This window comes from Alteromonas sp. ABV2_168 (assembly GCF_056161165.1).
In genome coordinates, this window is the sequence record NZ_JBSWYQ010000007.1 from 230,411 (window position 1) to 248,177 (window position 17,767).

Consider the following 17,767-nt stretch of genomic DNA (forward strand, 5'->3'; position numbering starts at 1 on the left):
TGCAGCCATTCCTTAACAGGAATGGCTGTTATTCACTACGCCTCAGATGAACTATCTCGCTCACCTTTTTCTTGCCCGTCCCACACCCGACTCCTGTTTTGGCAACCTGCTGGGAGATTTTCAGAAAGGACTGGATACCACCTCACTGCCAGCTCCGGTTTATATTGCCCTGCGTAATCACATGGCCGTAGATAAATTTACTGACAGTCACCCCTGGGTCAGGGACATTAAGAAAACATTCAGCCCTGAAAGGCGGCGGTTTGCCGGTATTACCCTGGACGTGTTATTTGACCACTTTCTGATTTGCCACTGGAGGCAATTTTCACAGCAATCTTTTGACGACTTCTGCGGTGACAGATACCGCCTGCTGGGTCAGCGGAGCGGACAAATGCCACCACGCATGCAGCAGGTTACCGGCAGTATGATTAACAATCGCTGGCTGGATGTGTATGCCTCACTGGACGGTGTGAACATGGCACTGAACCGCACTGCATCCCGCATACGGTTTAAACACCGGTTTGAAAACAGTCTTGAGGAAATATTGCCGGTTTACGACACATTACTTGCAGATTTTCCGGCATTTTTTGAAGCACTCAGAAAACACATAAAAGAAAAGGGCCCGGAGGCCCTTCACTTCGATAACGTCTGAGATTTAATTCTCAGGCAGAGTGATATTCAGTTCCAGTACACTGCAGTCGTCACTGTTTTCCAGTTGCACCGATACATCATCATCAGCAATTTGCACATATTTGCGGATAACTTGCAGAATTTCCTGCTGCATCATTGGCAGGTAATCCGGTTGAGAACGTTTACGGCGCTCATGGGCGACGATGATCTGCAAGCGTTCCTTGGCTACTGCGGCAGTGTTAGGCTTACCTTTTTTCAGCAGATAATCGAAAATCCCCATTATTTACCTCCCAGCAGTCGCTTAAAGAAACCTTTCTTTTGAACGTCCAGGAAGCGGTGTTCTACCGTTTCGCCCAGCAGTCTGCGAACCGCGTCAGAGTACGCCTGACCGGCATTCGATTCATCATCAAGGATGACCGGTGTACCCTGGTTAGACGCTTTCAGAACCGCCTCAGACTCCGGAATAACACCCAGCAGCGGAACGGCCAGAATTTCTTCCACGTCAGCAACACTCAGCATTTCTGCGGTGGCAACACGTTGCGGGTTATAACGGGTCAGCAACAAGTGCTCTTTCACTGATTTCCCCTGTTCTGCACGCATAGACTTGCTCTGCAAAATACCCAGGATACGGTCAGAATCCCGCACTGAAGAGACTTCCGGGTTAGTTACCACGATAGCTTCATCAGCAAAATACAGTGCCATTTGCGCGCCCTGCTCAATACCAGCCGGCGAATCACAAATAATAAAGTCATAATCTTCGGATAAATCGTTAAGTACCTTCTGGACACCTTCCATTGTCAGTGCATCTTTGTCTCTGGTCTGTGACGCAGGCAGGATGTACAGGTTGTCGGTACGTTTGTCTTTAATCAGTGCCTGATTCAGCGTGGCTTCTTTATTAATTACATTAACAAAGTCATACACCACACGTCGCTCGCAGCCCATGATCAGATCAAGATTCCGTAAACCCACATCGAAATCTATCACCACGGTTTTGTGTCCGGCCAGTGCCAGACCTGTAGCAATGGCGGCGCTAGACGTTGTTTTGCCAACCCCACCCTTTCCTGAAGTTACTACAATAATTTTAGCCATTTACTATTCCCCAATAGCGTCTGCACTGCGTTAGGTTAATGCTTCTATAAGAAGTGCATCTGCATCTAAATATGCCTGCGCTGGTTGTTTCCAGCACTTATTTTGTATGTTTTCCTGCATCACGAATCTGCCGGCGATAGATACCAGCTCAGCTTCCATGTTCTGGCAAAAAATTCGTGCTTCAGTATTACCTTTTACGCCCGCCAGCGCGCGACCGCGCAGGGTACCGTAGACGTGAATATTTCCGTCCGCCAGGATTTCAGCCCCTTCACTTACGGCGCCCAGTATCACCAGATCACTGCCATCCGCATACACCTGCTGTCCGGAGCGTACAGGGCGGGCAACAATTTTTGCCGGCTTAAGTACTTCTGTGGTTTTGGTGATTGTTACGGTTTCAGTGACCGGCTCAGGCGTCTGCTCCGGTTCCGGTTCGGCGGGCTTTGCTTCTGTCAGTGAACGCTCACTTAACTTACTCTGACTGATATCAGCCAGACCAAGATCGTTTATCGTCGCTTTTAACCCGTCGGTTTCACCCTTTATCGCCATCGGCTGTAGCTGATGACGGCGGCATAAAGCAACCAGCAACTCGAACTCTGTTGCCGACATTGTAGCGTTGAGATGGAGAATAAGCGAAGAACGGGTGAAAAAATGTGGCGCACTGGCAATTTTCGCCGCCAGTTGCGTGTCAAATTCATCCGGTTCGAAATGAAGGACTTCCAGTACAATACTGGTAAGCGTGGTGCCTTTCATACGAAAGCACTGTTGTGACATGAAGCGCATCCTGAATTATCGTTATTATCCCGCTGCAAGCCAGAAATGACAAGGCGGTGACAGATTGCACAACTCTATCAAATTCCCGTTCTACGGCAATACAAACTCCGGGAAAAATACGATAAACGGACAAAAAAACGCCAAAAATAGCAAATAAGTCCGTGCAACCACCATGAGGAGTGGCTGCACAGGCTATTTTAGTCTTCCTGACGGTTGTCAGGGAAGAGATAGTGACAAAGCCGGTTTGCACACTCAGATGCACTGGCTACAACCGCGAAACGCTCTTTGGAAGGCAATTCGTCCAGCCAGTTACCAATACGCTGAACACTGGTCTGGCATGGCTTTCTGTCGAGACCAAAGCGCGCTGACAAATTCGACGTGGCGACTTCTGTGACCAGTGTGGAATAGGCGTCGTACTGCACCGGGTTCAGCAAATGTCGTCCCACATCCAGCCGTTTCTGATGACCGGCCCAGCGGATCAGTAACGGTAAGATGGCCTGATACCAGGCTTCTGTGACATGCTTGGCATACAGTCCGGTTTCAGGCGGCATTTCGATATAATCTTCCTGCGGATGGAAACGGGGCTCGTCACCTTCCCTGATATCCACATTCAATCTGTCTATCCGGTTCTTCAATGTGGATAAGGGTTCAACGAATCCTTCTTCGTAGGGCATGCCTTTGTAATCCACCAGCTCACTGGCATTGTATACCAGTGAAATACGGCGACCTTTCTGCGCAGCCCCTTCATCGCCCTCTCCCCACGACAATTCTGCCGACGGCATGGAATAGTAATGAAATACCGGTGACGGCCTCGCATCTTTGCGTAATTTAAAGCCCTGTTTTTTCCACTGAATTTTAGTGCCCCACAAATTACTGGTATAGCCGTAGGTCCGTGACGTCAGCGACAACATGACCCAGGTCAGCATGGAGTTATAAGGCACTTTTGAGCGGATATTAAAATGAGCTACCGGTTCAGGTTGTTCTATCCAGCGCAAAATACAGTCGTCATCTCTGGCGATTAAATCAGCCAGAATATCCTGATAGCGGGTTTCATCCAGATCCCAGCTGTCGTTGTTTAACAGCACAACATCAGCCAGTGTCTGACAACTTCCTACCGGATGGCGCCGCAAGAAGTAATGTAAGCTCTTTGCGGAACTCACGTCTTTGCGGACAATGTCCAGATCGTTGATATACACCACCCAGAAATGCAGCTCTTTCAGTAGTGTCTGCATTTCACTGCGGGTTACGCCTTCCCACTTTCCCGGTGCCTGTAAGTCAAAAATTTTACTCACCGGTGTATCACTGTATGCACCCGAAATCTTTTTCAGAATGTCCTGATAAGACAGACCCAGCCATTCTTCAATGTCTGCAATCTGCTTACTTATCTCACTTAAGTTCGCCACACTGGCATCCAGACTCCGGTCATTGCCTAAAAAATGGATTGGCCGGTTACTGGTCGCCGTTTGTTCGACGAAGCGTCTGAAAGGATCACGGCCATTGTATTTCGCAGACAGCCGCAACAATGTTTTCGGACTGCTTCCCGTTGCAAGGGAACATTCCAGTTGCAACGGGTAACTGTTTCGAAACTGCGATAATGTCAACATGGGCTACATCCTTCTTTATCTTCTCTTCAGGCATTGATGCACGATGTTCCACCGGGAACGGTCGTTTTCCTGATATGGCCGGAGTGTAGCCAGACCCTTATGGGTGTTCGATATACAAAATGATAATCAGATGTAGATACTAATAAGTACGCATACCCGTTTTTTTGCGGGGAAACCGGTGATTTCCGGTGACGTTCTGAAGCGCAGAAATGAGAAAGGCCGGAACAAGTCCGGCCTCAACCAAATGCAAAGCAATGTTTTAATTAGTATTTTTTAGATTCCACCCACTTTTCAACATCGCTTTTCACCATTGCCATGGGTCGTGCACCGGGCAGTAGCACAACATCATGAAATTCTCTAATGTCATATTTGTCACCTAATACATTCCTTGCTTCTTTTTCCAGTTTGACAAAGGTGAGCATGCCCAACTTATACCCAAGTGCCTGACCCGGCCACGCCATGTAACGCTCGATTTCAGGCACAACATCAGATAAAGATGTACCGGTAGTTTTATGGAAATAATCAATCGCCTGTTCTCTGGTCCAGTGCTTGTGATGCAGGCCAGTATCAACAACAAGGCGCACCGCACGGTACAATTCAGCCTGCAGACGCCCTAAATCCCCCAGTGGATCATCGTCGTACATGCCCATATACTCAGCAGCAACGTATTCAGAGTAGAGTGCCCAGCCTTCAACATACGCGTTATAAGGCGCGTTTTGACGCATCAGACCAATGTCTTCCTGCGCCATGTTCAGCGCGATCTGGAAATGGTGCCCCGGCACGGCTTCATGATAAGTCAGCGTCTTCAGGCCGAATTTCGGCACCGCTTCCATATCACGTAAGTTTATCCAGTAAATCCCGGGACGTGCGCCATCCAGGGAAGGCGGCGAGTAAAAACCGCCAGCTTCACCCGCTTCCGAAACCGGTGGAATACGGCGTACTTCGACTGCCTGCTCCGGAATAGTGCCGAAGAATGAAGGCGCTTTTGCCATCACTGCATCAATTTCATCATTCAGATAATCCAGCAGCGCACCACGCCCTTCATCAGTGGCATCAAATACCTGACCTGGCAAGCCGGCAAGGGCAATCATCCGCTCCCCCACCGTTCCTTCACTGTAGCCATTTTCTTTCAGAATGGTGTCCATCTGCGCTGAAATCCGGTCAACTTCTTCAAGACCGGTCTGATGAATTTCATCTGCCGTCCACACAGAATCGCCAAGGAAGCGGATTTCATGAGCATAAAACTCATCGCCCCCCGGTTGCGCCCAGATACCGTCACTTTTACTTGCATGTGCTTCGCTCTCAAGCACCGCATCGCGGGCCCGGTTCCACGCCGGATAAACAACCGTTGTCACCAGTTCAGTTGCCTTTGCCACCAGCGCTTCACGTTGCTTATCATCAATGCCTTCTGCTTGTGTGAGCTTTTCTGCGAAGGTTTTCACCAGTTCATGATCTGCGGGTTCACTGGCGAGAAAATTATTAAAAAAAGCGATGGTCTTCGGATGCAGCTTTTTAGGTAAAACGATGCCCTTCGCTTCGTCGGCTTTAAACTTAGCCACAACGCCATCAGCGAACTCACCCATTTTTTCCAGGCGGCTGATGTAAGCGTCTGCTTCCTGCTCATTGCTTACAGATTGCTGTACCTGCATAAGCTTTGGCATGTCGATTAACGGGCCGGAGATCTGGTTGATGATATAAGGCAGATGACCGCCCCAGGTATCAATGTAGCCTGCGGGGAAACGGGTATCACCTGTGTAGTAGTCAAAGATATTAATCAGAATATTACGGTGTGTCTGCGCCTCTGCTGTCAGCCCTGCCGGGTCAATGTCTTTAAGGGCCGCAGAACCTTCTGCCATGCTTTTTTGCAGCGCAGCCATCCCTTTTGCAGTGTAGTCTGGAAACTTATCGTTGTACGGACCACCAGCCTGCTCCGGCGTCAATGCCAGCATCGTTGACAAAGCCGGTTGTTGTGTCAGAAACGCAGTCGTGTAAGTGTTCGCCGTTTCGGACAATGCCATTTCTGCTGCTTGTTTTTGAGCAGCGGTGACGCCGGTAGTTTCGGTTGCCGGAGTCTGAGATTCATTACAACCGGCAAGCAGGCCCGCTGCCAGTAATGCTGTGTACACAGGTGTGAGTTTCATGGTTTCTCCCGTTTATAATTATTCTGTCTATTGTGACTGATCATCCTGCCACTTACCGTACAGTTGATCTCAAAGGATTATTAAGTCAGCGTAATCACGCTTTATTGTGTGTCAGATCAGGCAAAGTGACAGAGTACCCGGATAAAACTGGAAAAGAGAACAGAATTTGAAACCCGCCCTGTAAACTTTCAATATATCTCCAAGGTAATTTCAGAAATAATAAACAGTAATGAAGGCATCAGTCCGGACAAAATCAGCGTAGGATTTTTCAAATGGTATGTCTACCGGAAGGCAGGCAGCAGGAATTGTTTTGGGCTACACCATTGGACAATGAGGTACGGTAAACAGAATGTTTACCACTACGACAACCTCAAAGTCAGTCCGGTTAAGATAACCGGTTGGAGGAAAGAAAATCAGGCGATACGTAAAGCTGCCTTACTTTTTACAGGTTGAGGAAAGGGATGGCTTGAATCAAGGATCAAACGGCTGCCATCATTAAAATCATAGGCGGTAAGCGTATCAGACAGAGATTCACACCTGGCACATGTGCGGAAACAATGTAGCCAGATGTGTGATTGTTCAATACGTAACGCCTGATCGGCAAGGGTCGGACGGATAACAGGAATACTCATTTTTACTCTCCGGGTAGAATCCTATTCTTTCGTCTCACTGCCTGCGAAAGATCACATCATAGAAAAGATTTATTTACCTAATTTATTGCCACTGGACAATCCCTGTTCCGGAACTTGGGCTCCTTGTAAAATAACAAAAACCGACAGGTCAATTTTTGATCTATCTCAAGAAAGATTTCAAGGGTAATGATAGATTTTTTCAGTGATAGTTCGAGATTAATTTCTTCCCTGGATCTAACCGGAAGTTATATCAATTACAGGAGCTCACAAAAAGCAAGGGGCGAATCTTTTATTACAGACCTTTCGTAACAATGTGGGACGGCATAATGATGTGGAAAGCTATTTGCCTGATGCTATAGTTGATACATACAGTCAAGTTGCCCCGTGAAAAAACTGCTTTGCCAATACAGCCAACGGCACGGTTAAAGCATGAGAGCAAGGTGACAACGCCTTCCTCCCAAAGTAGCAGTCAGCATCAGGGAACTAGTGCCAAAGTAGGATTTTTTTCCCAAAAGTCGTTTTCTATAATGATTGCGAATGTTAAATCATCGTTAATAAAAACAGGAGCCGCCCCATGTGGACTAAGCCTCAATATACTGAAATGCGTTTAGGTTTTGAAGTAACTCTGTACATCAAAAACCGTTAACAGCCCTGCAAAGGCTGGCTGTTGATTTCAGTAGCAGGTCTTTGGTTGTGGTGCCGGTGACACTCAGCATTGCTGACTGACACCCTGATGAAAGGTTGCCACTGGCAGCCTTTTTTGTTCCTCTTATATGACGCTAAGACGGTAAAGGTGAAGTATGCAAATTCTCGTTTTAGGTTCCGGTGCCGGTGGTGGATTTCCCCAGTGGAATTGTCACTGCAAGAACTGCAAAGGGCTACGGCAGAATTCAATTAATGCGTCTGCCCGCACGCAGTCAAGCATAGCGGTTTCTTCCAACGGCACAGACTGGGTGCTGATCAACGCGTCTCCCGACCTGCGCCAGCAAATCAATCAAACACCTCAACTGTGGCCGGCGGACCCTGAGCAGCAGCGCGGCACATCTATCCGTTCTATTGTGCTTACCGACAGTCAGATTGATCACACAACCGGATTACTGACGCTGCGGGAAGGTTTGCCGCTGCCGGTGTATTGCACTGACGTGGTCTATGAAGATTTAACCGGTGCATTTCCTCTTTTCACGATGCTTAAACACTGGCACGGCGGACTTCAACGCCACGGAATTGATACAAAGTACGACAGTGCTTTTACACCTGAAGGTGCTGATGGTCTTCTTTTTCATCCTGTCGTGCTGGCTTCAAATGCGCCGCCGTATTCCTCATACCGGGATAACATTGTGCCGGGCAACAATATCGGCCTGCATATAGAAGATACCCGTTCCGGCAAATCGGTTTTCTATGCTCCCGGCTGTGTTCAGGCAAATCCGCTGGTAGAGAATATGTTGGATAAAGCGGATTGTGTGTTGTTTGACGGCACGTTATGGCTTGACGATGAAATGATTAAAAACGGATTCAGTAACCGTCTGGGAACGCAGATGGGCCATATGCCGGTAAATGGTGAAGACGGTGCAGTTGCCCTGCTGAACAGGTTCAACATAGAGCGCAAGGTACTTATCCATATTAATAATACAAATCCGGTACTGGATGAAGACTCATCTGCTCACCAATACCTCGAAGACAATCATATTGAGCTTGCTTACGATGGCATGCACATTACGCTTTAACGCTGAGGACTGACAATGACAGCACAGCCGTGGTCAAAACAAGAATTCGAACAAAAACTTCGCGCTAAAGGCGAGTACTATCATATTTATCACCCCTTCCACATAGCTATGAATAAGGGGGAATGTACCAAAGAGCAGATTCAGGGCTGGGTAGCTAACCGGTTTTATTATCAGGTGTGCATTCCGGTTAAAGACGCAGCCATTCTGGCTAATTGTCCGGACATGACCACACGCAGAAAGTGGATCCAGCGGATCCTTGACCACGACGGTGAAGACGGTGACCCGCGCTTAGGTGGCATCGAAGCCTGGCTGAGGCTGGGTGAAGCTGTGGGCCTTAACCGTGACGATATGTTGTCTGAAAAATACCTGTTGCCTGGGGTTAAGTTTGCTGTGGGTGCATACGTGAATTTTGCCCGCCGTGCGACCTGGGAAGAAGCAGCCTGCTCTTCACTCACAGAAATGTTCGCTCCCGAAATACACCAGAGTCGTCTGGATAGCTGGCCAGGTCACTATCCGTGGATTGATAAAGAAGGCTTTACCTATTTTCAGATGAGATTAAGTCAGGCCAGACGGGACGTTGAACACGGCTTGCAAATCACGCTGGACCATTTTGTCAGCCGCGAACAACAGGAAAAAGCACTGAATATCCTGCAGTTCAAACTGGACGTTCTCTGGTCGATGGCAGATGCTATCAGCCTGGCTTACGAGTACGGCCGTAAACCCTACACGGGGATCGGCGACCAGTCACTTTGTCACAAGGGGTTACTATGACACGCATCCCGAAGCGCAACCGGTTGTATAAACTGCAATTTGAAAAAGCGCAGAATTGCTACGTCCTGCTGTTCCCTGAAGGCATGGTGAAACTGAACCCCAGTGCTTCAGAGATCCTGTTGCAGGTAGACGGTGAACAATCTGTTGGCGATATCATTACTGCACTAAAAGCAAAGTTTCCGGAAGCCCCGGAAGATATTGGTGACGATATCACCGCGTTTTTAAGCGATGCCGAAAGCAAAGACTGGATCCATTATGTCTGATGAAACGAATACGCCGGCCGCCGGTCCGCCGCTGTGGTTACTGGCAGAGATCACCTATGCCTGTCCCCTGCACTGTGCTTACTGTTCAAACCCGTTAAACCTGACAGCAAAGGAAGAAGAAATTGATCTTTCCCACTGGCTGCGGGTGCTGACAGAAGCCCGTGAAATGGGAGCCGTGCAACTGGGTTTCTCAGGCGGTGAACCGTTACTACGTAAAGATTTGGAGCAAATGGTCAGCCATGCGTCCGAACTGGGTTTCTATACAAATTTAATTACCTCCGGTATCGGCATGACAGAAAAGCGTATTGCCGCTTTAAAAGAAGCCGGACTCGATCATATTCAACTGAGTTTTCAGGCTGCGAATGCAGAAGACAACGACCTTATCGGTAACCGCAGGCATTCGTTTGCGCAGAAACTGGAAGTAGCCAGGCTCATCAAGCAATACGACTATCCCATGGTCCTCAATTTCTGTCTGACGGCGCAGAATATCCATCAGATTGATGACGTGCTGACCCTGGCCTGTGAGCTGGATGCCGATTTTGTCGAACTGGCAACCGTACAGTATTACGGCTGGGCTTACGTAAACCGCGATCAGTTATTGCCCTCAAAAGCGACGCTGGAAGAAGCGGAAGTAAAGGTTAATGCTTTCCGCGAAAAGCAGAATGGTAAAGGGCCTAAATTCATTTTTGTGTCACCGGACTACTACGAGGACCGTCCGAAAGCCTGTATGAACGGCTGGGGTTCAACCTTTCTCACCGTCACCCCGGATGGCTCAGCACTGCCCTGTCACAGCGCGAAAATTCTGCCGATGACGTTCCCGAATGTGAAAGAGAAATCCCTCAGCGAGATCTGGTATTCAGACTTCTCTTTCAACAAATTCCGCGGCACAGACTGGTTGCCTTCCCCTTGCCGCGACTGTGATGAAAAAGAAAAAGATTTCGGAGGCTGTCGCTGCCAGGCGTACATGCTCACCGGCGATATGCATCAGGCCGACCCGGTCTGCAGTAAATCGCCCCATCATCACACCATCGAAGCCGCGATTGAGAAAGCGGCACGTAACGAAGACAAAGCGGTGATTTTGCGGGATCCGAAAAACAAAATTGATATTGTGACTGTATGAGCAGGTGACGGTATGTCTCTCTCACCTGCCACCGTCATCCAAAAATGTTCCGGCCCCGCGACTCCGTTTACCGGCGTATTTGCACTGCCAACGCCGGTGAATGATGCTTCCGGCGTGGCTCACGTGTGTGAGCATCTGGTTTTCAGGCGCTCTTTGCATTTCCCCGAAGCCCATAATTTATTCGCCGCGCTGGCTTTACTCCCCCTTCGTATCAATGCCTCAACGCAGGAAGAGATGACGTTTTACTTTGTCGAAACGGACCATGAGGCATTGTTTCATCACGCCCTGTCGTTTCTGTATTCAGGCTTACTCAACCAGCAATATTCAGATGACGATATATTGCGGGAAAAAAACGGCGTCATCTATCAGGAGCTGGACTTTTACGAGCAACAACCTACCTACCGGCAACATGTGGCATCGCTGCTGGAGGAAGGGAAATACAGTGAGGCTTTTACAGGCGGTTTCACCGGCACAGTGCCTCAATTAACGACTGAAGTTATCAGGCAGTTCAAAAGCAGATATTACCGGCCGGACAATATCACACTGCTTATCAATAATGGCGACACCGGCAACATCGCTGACAAACTTAACTCCGTCGCTAAGGATTATGGCTACAGTATCTCTTGTCAGCTCAACCCGGAATCCTTAAGTGTACCCTCAGAAATTACGTCTGATAACGGTGATTCTGACAAGCACTCACAAGAAGTTAAACGACTTACCGGCTATTACAAAGCCACATTAAGGGCACAGGATAATGTCTCTGTTAATACTGCAAAGTCATCAGCCATAGCGTTCGCTGACCTGACGAAAAAACCGGATTTGGAGACACTGTTCCGTGGAGGAAAGCCCGCCCTTTTACCACCACTGACCTCAGATGAGACAGCTTCCCTGGTCACCACGGTATTATCACCTCATCAAACATTTCATCAGAGCACAGCTAACGACTACCCGCCCCTGCCCCGTTACGTGCTGGCGCAGTGGCCATTGTTAGTGAGTTTTGAGCAAATAAAAGCAGCGAACAATGACTGGTACATCGCTTTTCCGTTCAGCGACAGCCGTAAAGCAGCACTGGATAAACTATTAATGCAGTCCGCGTTCTGGTCTCCCAGGATAAGCGGGCATTGCTATGCCATGGGAACCGGCCGGGCCGGCGACATGCTGGTTTGCTATTTTATCAACGACAGACTGGCAGATAACAGAATGGAATATTGCCACTGGCTGATTACAGCCCTGAAGTAGACAGGGGCGGGAGTTTTACTGAAAACGGACTGAGACAAAAAAGGCAGGAAATTAACCTGCCTTTCTTCGTTATGCGCCAATGCTGTTATGCGTCGATGCGCTCAGGAAGCAGCAAGCTCTGCGTCCGGTGCATTCTTTTGCTGTTTCGAGCCAACCGATGCGAACCAGGCAATATACAGGTAACAGAACACTGGTACGATGAACGCCAGTTGCACACCCATACCATCTGCCATCACTCCCTGTAAAAGGGGAACCAGTGCGCCGCCTACAATAGCCAGACACAGCAGGCCGGATGCCTGAGAGGTATGTTGTCCCATGCCTTTCAGTGACAAACTGAAAATAGTCGGGAACATGATAGAGTTAAACAGACCCACCAGCAGAATTGCCCATACCGCAACCTGACCGGATGTCATCATCGCCGTAATGATAAGCACCATGGCGATAACCGCATTTCCTGTCAGCACTTTGTGTGCACTGACCCGCAGCATCACATAACTGCCGACAAACCGGCCAACCATGGCACCACCCCAGTAATAAGCGACGTACGCAGAGGCTGTTTCTTCGCTCATGCCACCAATATGGCTCTCACCGAGGAAATTCACCAGGAAGCTGCCGATTGCCACTTCACCGCCGACATACAGGAAAATACCCAGTACACCGAACAGTAAATGAGGATATTGTTTCAGTTGCGCAAAAGAGAGCGGCTTCACCGGTTTTTCCTGAGATGCAATCACCGGCAACGAGGTTTTCGATACGATCACCGCCAGCAAAATCAGAAACGCCGCAATGCCGATGTAAGGAATTTGTACCGCTTCAGCGTGGGCTTCTGCAGTGGCGTTCGCTGCCAGACCGAAGATAAGCAAGCCGCCAAACAAAGGTGCCACAGTGGTGCCCAGTGAATTAAATGCCTGTGTCAGGTTTAACCGGGTTTCAGCTGTCGACGACGGACCCAGCGCCACCACGTAAGGGTTTGCTGCAACCTGCAACAACGTGATGCCGGAAGCCAGCACAAACAGTGCCGCGAGGAAGAATACGTACTGAGCAGTGGCTGCTGCAGGATAGAAAAGACCAGCGCCTACAGCGGTGATCAACAAGCCGGTTACCATGCCCTTCTTGTAGCCAATGCGTCCCACAATGCGTCCTGCAGGAATTGAGCAAATAAAATAAGCGCCGAAAAAGCAAAACTGAATCAACATGGCCTGGGTGTAGCTCAGATCGAACTGCATCCGCAAATGCGGGATCAAAATGTCATTCAGACACGTAATGAATCCCCAGATGAAGAAGATGCTTGTCATTACTGATAAAGCAAACTTCGGTGTTGATGTGCTATTCGACTGAACGTTGTCTGATTGAGGTAAAGGCGAACCAGCCATAATGTACTCTCTTTTTGATATTGTTCGTTGTTGTTGCGTGTAGCGATAAGCGGTCAGCGCACGCCGCTGAGCGTTATCAGTCAGATACTTTTCCCTGCCCGAACAATATGCGTTTGCCTGGTTGAGCAAATCTTTTGTAGGGTGTTGTTCTGGTTCATAGCGGGGCGCAAAGTGCCTAAATACTCAGTGAAATGACATCGAATGTCAAACAATGAATTCACAATTTGTTAACTGCCCTAACAAAAAACATAATTGCATATCACTGAATATCAGATATAGCCAAAATTTATAGGATTTCCTCTGCCGGTACATTGCCCGCTGTGCCCGATAGCGACATAATCAGACTGTGGTTGCTCCCTGCCGTTTTCATCAGATTACCGGCACAGCCAGCCGGTCTCAGCACACTATTTTTCCCCATTTTCTGTTTAAGGACGACACTTACGCCATGACAGGGTATTTTCTGCAAGCTTTCATCTATCTGGTTGCTGCGGTCATCGCAGTGCCGCTTGCCAAACGTTCAGGGCTGGGTTCTGTGCTCGGATATCTGGTGGCCGGGGTGGCCATCGGGCCGGTGCTCGGACTGGTAGGAGATGAAACCACAACGATTCAGCATTTTGCCGAGTTCGGCGTGGTCATGATGCTGTTCCTTGTAGGGCTGGAACTGGAACCCAAATCATTATGGGCAATGAAAACCCGGCTGATAGGACTGGGCGGATTACAATTGCTGCTCACCACAGTTCTCATTACCCTCCTGGCGCAGGCTCTTGGACAAACCCTGTCGGTGTCGCTCACCATCGGCCTGATATTTTCACTGTCTTCCACCGCCATTGTATTGCAAACCTTTCAGGAAAAAGGATTACAACAAACTGAGGGCGGTAAAAGCGCTTTTTCGGTTTTGCTGTTTCAGGATATCGCCGTTATTCCCATGCTGGCACTGATACCGCTCCTCGCGCTGCCCGAATTAGCTTCTCAGCATACAGACAGCGGCAGCCACGGGAACAATTTTAGTCTGGTGGAGGGCTTACCAGCCTGGCTGTACGCCATTGTAATTATTGCATCTGTGGCTGTTGTAACCGTTGGCGGTCACTATCTCAGCAGGCCATTATTCAAATTCGTGGCCTCGTCAGGCTTACGGGAAATTTTCACCGCAACCGCTCTCATGCTGATGGTAGGTATTGCCGCGCTGATGAGCCTGGTGGGATTATCTCCCGCATTAGGGGCCTTCCTGGCCGGTGTTGTGCTGGCCAACAGTGAGTTCCGTCATGAACTGGAAGCGAATGTTGAACCCTTTAAAGGGCTGCTCCTCGGGTTGTTTTTTATCACTGTCGGCGCCGGTATTAACGTAGACATTCTCACTGACAATGCACTGATCATACTTGGCCTTACCCTCACCGTCATGCTGGTGAAATCGCTGGTACTGTTTGTCGTCACCCTGTTTTTTAAACTCAAAGCGGCAAACCGCTGGTTGTTTGCCCTCAGTCTCGCTCAGGCCGGTGAATTTGGCTTTGTGCTGCTGAGTTTCTCTGGTCAGAACGCTGTATTGCCGGCGGGACTGATTGAAATATTGTCACTGGTCGTTGCTTTCTCCATGTTCCTGACCCCGGGGTTGTTCATTCTTTTCGACAAAGTCATTATGCCCCTGTACACCGGACGCAGTAACCGCAGAAAACCAGACGAGATAAAAGAAAAAGGCACGGTGATCATTGCCGGGATCGGTCGCTTCGGACAAATCGTTAACCGCCTGCTGTTAGCCAATAACATTAAAACCGTCGTACTGGATATCCGCTCTGAACAGATTGATAACATGCGCCGTATCGGCACTCAGGCCTATTTCGGAGACGCATCCAAACCCGATATGCTGCACACAGCGGGCATCGAACACGCTTCGATGCTGGTTATTGCCATCAATGATAAAGAAAGCAGCATCGACATGGTGAAATATATCAAGCATGCCTATCCCCGCGTTAAGGTATTATCCCGCGCCTTTGACCGCGGGCACGGCTACAGACTCCGGCAGGCAGGTGTCGATTTTGTGGTGTCAGAAACCTACCATTCAGCGCTGGAAATGGGGGCTGAAGCGCTCCGGTCATTAGGCATTCACCCTATTCAGGCGAAGAAACAGGTTGCGGCTTACAAGGCTATTGAAGCGAAGCAAAGTGATACGCTCTACGCGGCCTGGTTAGACGATGCCAGTGGCGAGCGCATAGACAACAATTTTATAAAGCTGTTTATCCAGCTCGAAACGTTAATTCAGGAAGCCCTGAAGGAAGCAGAAAAAGAGGCCACACCTCACATTCATCATCAGGAAACGGTGGTAAACAGTGCGGAAGACTCAAAGAATGAATAAGCTGCCGGTCTGTATGAGTGGCGTTCAATTTCTGCATATTATGAAGTTCAGTTAAATCAACTTTTCATAGAAAAGCTTGCAATTAACTTGAGAATGAGAATAATTATCAGTTCTTAAGATATCTTAACTTTCAGGCTTTTCTTTTCATGCAATATCAACCCCTCTCCCTGGCTGTCGCAGCTGCGCTGACGACAATGTCTGTCTGTGCGCAGGACCAGCAAGATGTAGAACAAATCGAAGTAAAAGGTCGTGCACAGCAATTCTATCTGGACAGCCATACCCGCCTTGGAACAAAGACCGACGCAGAAATTATGGAAATCCCGTTGTCGGTACAGGTGTTAACCCGCCAGCTCATTCAGGATCAGGCAGCCCGAGACATCACGGATATGTACCGCTCTATTGCCGGGGTCAGTGAATTCAGTTACTCCGGCGTGACATTCCGTGGCTTCAGAGATGACGGTAATGTGTTTTATGATGGCGTCCGCGGCGATCCTTTCTCCGGCTTCAGTGTGCCTCAGCTTTTTAACGTGGAACGTGTGGAAGTACTGAAAGGGCCGGCGGCTTCCCTTTATGGCGGCGGCGAGCCGGGCGGTATGATTAACTACGTCAGCCGGAAACCGTCTTTTGAAGAAAAGAAAAATATTACCCTGACTGGCGGTAATTTCTCACTTGCCGGCGCGTCAGCTGACTTTAGCGGTGCAGTTTCTGACACCACGGCATACCGTTTAGGCGGGTTCTATGAAAGCCAGGACAGTTTCAGAAATAACGCTGATTCAGAAAATATCGAGCTGGCCGGCGGCATGACTTTACTGTCAGGTCAGGATACCACCCTGACCACAACCTTCGATTACATCGTGCAGAACCTGGGCGGCAACCGCCTGCGCGGTGTACCCGTGGATGACGACGGGAATTTCATTGTTGATCGCAGCTACAACGCAAACGAGAAAGGCGATTATCAGGATCTCGAAGCGCTGGTTTTACAGGCAAACCTCACCCACAACTTCACAGACAGTCTGTCGTTTAACGGCACACTGCGTTATCTGGATAACGAGCGTGAGCAGGCCTATCATGAATCCAGAAGCTGGGTGGATGCCAACGGCGACGATGAAGCCAATATTGATGATCAAATTATCCGTCGCGAATACCGTAAACAGTACAGAGCAAATGATGAAATCAGCCTGACACTGGACTTCGTGTATGATTTCGACACCGGTGAAACCGCACACCAGTTCTTATTTGGTGGTGACTTCCACAATATGGAAACAGAATACGACTACTTCCGTGCCCGTTATGAAGCGGACGGCGTTGCCAACCTGAATATCTTCACCCTGAATTACGGCATTACCGACCCTTCAACATATGATCTCACAGACATGAACCGTGACGGCAATAAACGTCAGCGAATGAGTGCCTACATTCAGGACAAGATCCAGTTTTCACCTTCATGGGCCCTTCTTGTAGGTGTCAGACTTGATCATTTCGATGAAGAAAATAAAGAAACGCTGGCGGAATATTCTGACAGTGATATATCGCCCCGCGCCGGCCTTATCTACACGCCTTCTGACAACACTACCGTCTACCTGAACTATTCGCAGAGTTTCAACCCTGTGGATCCCAACGACTTCGCGGAAGCCGGCCCTGTTCAACTTTCTCCGGAAACCGGCGAACAGGTGGAACTGGGCCTCAAGCAAAGCTGGCTGGATAACCGCATCATGACAACCGTTGCCGTTTATCAAATCGACAAAGAAAACCTTGTGATTGCCAATCCGGACTACATCGAAGGTGAAAATGATGCCACAGAGCCGGCGCTGATTAATTTCGGACTGGTGAAAAGCGAGGGGGCTGAGTTCACGCTGGTCGGTGATATAACCAATACCATAAGCGTGACTGCCAACTATGCCTATAACGATACGCGGATTGCATCAGGTGAGACCGCCAACACTTATGACGGTACCCGCCTGGCCAATACACCCCGCCCCCCCCCCCCCCCCCCCCCCCCCCCCCCCCCCCCCCCCCCCCCCCCCCCCCCCCCCCCCCCCCCCCCCCCCCCCCCCCCCCCCCCCCCC

General features: G+C 49.3%; 16 protein-coding genes. 9 read left to right on the forward strand and 7 right to left on the reverse strand.

Annotation, left to right across the window (positions count from 1 at the left end):
• Positions 1-46 precede the first annotated feature (46 nt).
• Positions 47-649, forward strand: a complete 603-nt coding sequence (locus ACXAH4_RS12725; protein WP_474847795.1) for an acyl carrier protein phosphodiesterase — start codon at positions 47-49, stop codon at positions 647-649.
• A 3-nt stretch (positions 650-652) separates the two neighbouring features.
• On the opposite strand, the gene minE is transcribed toward ACXAH4_RS12725, so the two are convergent.
• From minE to ACXAH4_RS12755, 6 genes are all read right to left on the reverse strand, one after another.
• Positions 653-907: a cell division topological specificity factor MinE gene (gene minE / locus ACXAH4_RS12730; RefSeq protein WP_119502090.1), complete on the reverse strand. Its 255-nt coding sequence runs from the start codon at positions 905-907 to the stop codon at positions 653-655.
• Positions 907-1,716 (reverse strand): septum site-determining protein MinD, encoded by an 810-nt coding sequence (gene minD / locus ACXAH4_RS12735; protein WP_119502091.1) that lies wholly within the window; start codon positions 1,714-1,716, stop codon positions 907-909. The genes minE and minD overlap by 1 nt, the downstream gene beginning before the upstream one ends.
• 30 nt (positions 1,717-1,746) lie before the next feature.
• On the reverse strand, positions 1,747-2,487 hold the full coding sequence (gene minC / locus ACXAH4_RS12740; RefSeq protein WP_119502092.1) for a septum site-determining protein MinC: 741 nt from the start codon (positions 2,485-2,487) through the stop codon (positions 1,747-1,749).
• A gap of 197 nt (positions 2,488-2,684) precedes the next feature.
• Positions 2,685-4,091 (reverse strand): zincin-like metallopeptidase domain-containing protein, encoded by a 1,407-nt coding sequence (locus ACXAH4_RS12745; RefSeq protein WP_474842747.1) that lies wholly within the window; start codon positions 4,089-4,091, stop codon positions 2,685-2,687.
• 263 nt (positions 4,092-4,354) lie between these two features.
• Positions 4,355-6,232, reverse strand: coding sequence for a DUF885 domain-containing protein (locus tag ACXAH4_RS12750; protein ID WP_474842749.1), 1,878 nt, complete (start codon positions 6,230-6,232; stop codon positions 4,355-4,357).
• 413 nt (positions 6,233-6,645) lie between these two features.
• Positions 6,646-6,864, reverse strand: coding sequence for a hypothetical protein (locus ACXAH4_RS12755; protein ID WP_474842751.1), 219 nt, complete (start codon positions 6,862-6,864; stop codon positions 6,646-6,648).
• Between the two features lie 574 nt (positions 6,865-7,438).
• Between ACXAH4_RS12755 and pqqA the strand changes: the two genes are divergently transcribed.
• The 6 genes from pqqA to ACXAH4_RS12785 all read left to right on the forward strand — a co-directional run bounded on the left by pqqA (position 7,439) and on the right by ACXAH4_RS12785 (position 11,981).
• On the forward strand, positions 7,439-7,510 hold the full coding sequence (gene pqqA, locus ACXAH4_RS12760; RefSeq protein WP_083273040.1) for a pyrroloquinoline quinone precursor peptide PqqA: 72 nt from the start codon (positions 7,439-7,441) through the stop codon (positions 7,508-7,510).
• 154 nt (positions 7,511-7,664) lie between these two features.
• On the forward strand, positions 7,665-8,588 hold the full coding sequence (pqqB, locus tag ACXAH4_RS12765) for a pyrroloquinoline quinone biosynthesis protein PqqB (protein ID WP_474842753.1): 924 nt from the start codon (positions 7,665-7,667) through the stop codon (positions 8,586-8,588).
• A 15-nt stretch (positions 8,589-8,603) separates the two neighbouring features.
• The gene (gene pqqC, locus ACXAH4_RS12770; protein ID WP_474882122.1) at positions 8,604-9,359 is read left to right on the forward strand and encodes a pyrroloquinoline-quinone synthase PqqC; all 756 of its coding nucleotides are present in this window, start codon (positions 8,604-8,606) and stop codon (positions 9,357-9,359) included.
• On the forward strand, positions 9,356-9,622 hold the full coding sequence (gene pqqD / locus ACXAH4_RS12775) for a pyrroloquinoline quinone biosynthesis peptide chaperone PqqD (RefSeq protein WP_474842757.1): 267 nt from the start codon (positions 9,356-9,358) through the stop codon (positions 9,620-9,622). The genes pqqC and pqqD overlap by 4 nt, the downstream gene beginning before the upstream one ends.
• On the forward strand, positions 9,615-10,742 hold the full coding sequence (gene pqqE, locus ACXAH4_RS12780) for a pyrroloquinoline quinone biosynthesis protein PqqE (RefSeq protein ID WP_474882124.1): 1,128 nt from the start codon (positions 9,615-9,617) through the stop codon (positions 10,740-10,742). The genes pqqD and pqqE overlap by 8 nt, the downstream gene beginning before the upstream one ends.
• 12 nt (positions 10,743-10,754) lie before the next feature.
• Positions 10,755-11,981 (forward strand): insulinase family protein, encoded by a 1,227-nt coding sequence (locus tag ACXAH4_RS12785; RefSeq protein WP_474882125.1) that lies wholly within the window; start codon positions 10,755-10,757, stop codon positions 11,979-11,981.
• Between the two features lie 101 nt (positions 11,982-12,082).
• Here the strand turns inward: ACXAH4_RS12785 and ACXAH4_RS12790 are convergent, their stop codons facing one another.
• Entirely contained in the window at positions 12,083-13,354 is a 1,272-nt protein-coding gene (locus ACXAH4_RS12790; protein WP_474842763.1) for a sugar MFS transporter, read from the reverse strand.
• A 445-nt stretch (positions 13,355-13,799) separates the two neighbouring features.
• Between ACXAH4_RS12790 and ACXAH4_RS12795 the strand changes: the two genes are divergently transcribed.
• Both ACXAH4_RS12795 and ACXAH4_RS12800 read left to right on the forward strand, forming a co-directional pair.
• Entirely contained in the window at positions 13,800-15,701 is a 1,902-nt protein-coding gene (locus ACXAH4_RS12795) for a monovalent cation:proton antiporter-2 (CPA2) family protein (RefSeq protein WP_474847785.1), read from the forward strand.
• A 146-nt stretch (positions 15,702-15,847) separates the two neighbouring features.
• A partial coding sequence (locus ACXAH4_RS12800; protein WP_474882127.1) for a TonB-dependent siderophore receptor occupies positions 15,848-17,767 on the forward strand: 1,920 nt, incomplete at its 3' end.

Excerpts from the sequence above, each read along its gene's own strand:
- pqqD (WP_474842757.1), top strand. The coding sequence starts at position 9,356 with ATGACACGCATCCCGAAGCGCAACCGGTTGTATAAACTGCAATTTGAA.
- ACXAH4_RS12745 (WP_474842747.1), bottom strand. The coding sequence starts at position 4,091 with ATGTTGACATTATCGCAGTTTCGAAACAGTTACCCGTTGCAACTGGAA.
- ACXAH4_RS12725 (WP_474847795.1), top strand. The coding sequence starts at position 47 with ATGAACTATCTCGCTCACCTTTTTCTTGCCCGTCCCACACCCGACTCC.
- minD (WP_119502091.1), bottom strand. The coding sequence starts at position 1,716 with ATGGCTAAAATTATTGTAGTAACTTCAGGAAAGGGTGGGGTTGGCAAA.
- pqqE (WP_474882124.1), top strand. The coding sequence starts at position 9,615 with ATGTCTGATGAAACGAATACGCCGGCCGCCGGTCCGCCGCTGTGGTTA.
- ACXAH4_RS12790 (WP_474842763.1), bottom strand. The coding sequence starts at position 13,354 with ATGGCTGGTTCGCCTTTACCTCAATCAGACAACGTTCAGTCGAATAGC.
- minC (WP_119502092.1), bottom strand. The coding sequence starts at position 2,487 with ATGTCACAACAGTGCTTTCGTATGAAAGGCACCACGCTTACCAGTATT.
- ACXAH4_RS12755 (WP_474842751.1), bottom strand. The coding sequence starts at position 6,864 with ATGAGTATTCCTGTTATCCGTCCGACCCTTGCCGATCAGGCGTTACGT.
- ACXAH4_RS12795 (WP_474847785.1), top strand. The coding sequence starts at position 13,800 with ATGACAGGGTATTTTCTGCAAGCTTTCATCTATCTGGTTGCTGCGGTC.
- ACXAH4_RS12785 (WP_474882125.1), top strand. The coding sequence starts at position 10,755 with ATGTCTCTCTCACCTGCCACCGTCATCCAAAAATGTTCCGGCCCCGCG.
- pqqC (WP_474882122.1), top strand. The coding sequence starts at position 8,604 with ATGACAGCACAGCCGTGGTCAAAACAAGAATTCGAACAAAAACTTCGC.
- ACXAH4_RS12750 (WP_474842749.1), bottom strand. The coding sequence starts at position 6,232 with ATGAAACTCACACCTGTGTACACAGCATTACTGGCAGCGGGCCTGCTT.
- pqqB (WP_474842753.1), top strand. The coding sequence starts at position 7,665 with ATGCAAATTCTCGTTTTAGGTTCCGGTGCCGGTGGTGGATTTCCCCAG.
- minE (WP_119502090.1), bottom strand. The coding sequence starts at position 907 with ATGGGGATTTTCGATTATCTGCTGAAAAAAGGTAAGCCTAACACTGCC.